General features: G+C 49.0%; 1 protein-coding gene. It reads right to left on the reverse strand.

Annotated elements, in window-relative coordinates; genetic code table 11:
- Nucleotides 1-2 precede the first annotated feature (2 nt).
- Nucleotides 3-191, reverse strand: coding sequence for a hypothetical protein (locus MiSe_RS50160; RefSeq protein ID WP_226595096.1), 189 nt, complete (start codon nt 189-191; stop codon nt 3-5).
- Between the last annotated feature and the right edge of the window lie 101 nt (nt 192-292).

Raw genomic sequence — 292 nt, forward strand, 5'->3', positions numbered from 1 at the left:
CGTTAATCTGTTTGATCGTCTGTAGGGACACGGCATTTGACAATTTTGGGACGCCGTGTCCCCAGCAACACGTTAATCTGTTTGATCGTCTGTAGGGACACGGCATTTGACAATTTTGGGTATAAACGAAACATTATGCGACGCCGTGTCCCTACCAACGCGTTAATCTGTTTGATCGTCTGTAGGGACACGGCATTTGACAATTTTGGGACGCCGTGTCCCCAGCAACGCGTTAATCTGTTTGATCGTCTGTAGGGACACGGCATTTGACAATTTTGGGACGCCGTGTCCC

It is taken from the genome of Microseira wollei NIES-4236 (assembly GCF_020521235.1).
GTDB lineage: Bacteria > Cyanobacteriota > Cyanobacteriia > Cyanobacteriales > Aerosakkonemataceae > Microseira > Microseira wollei.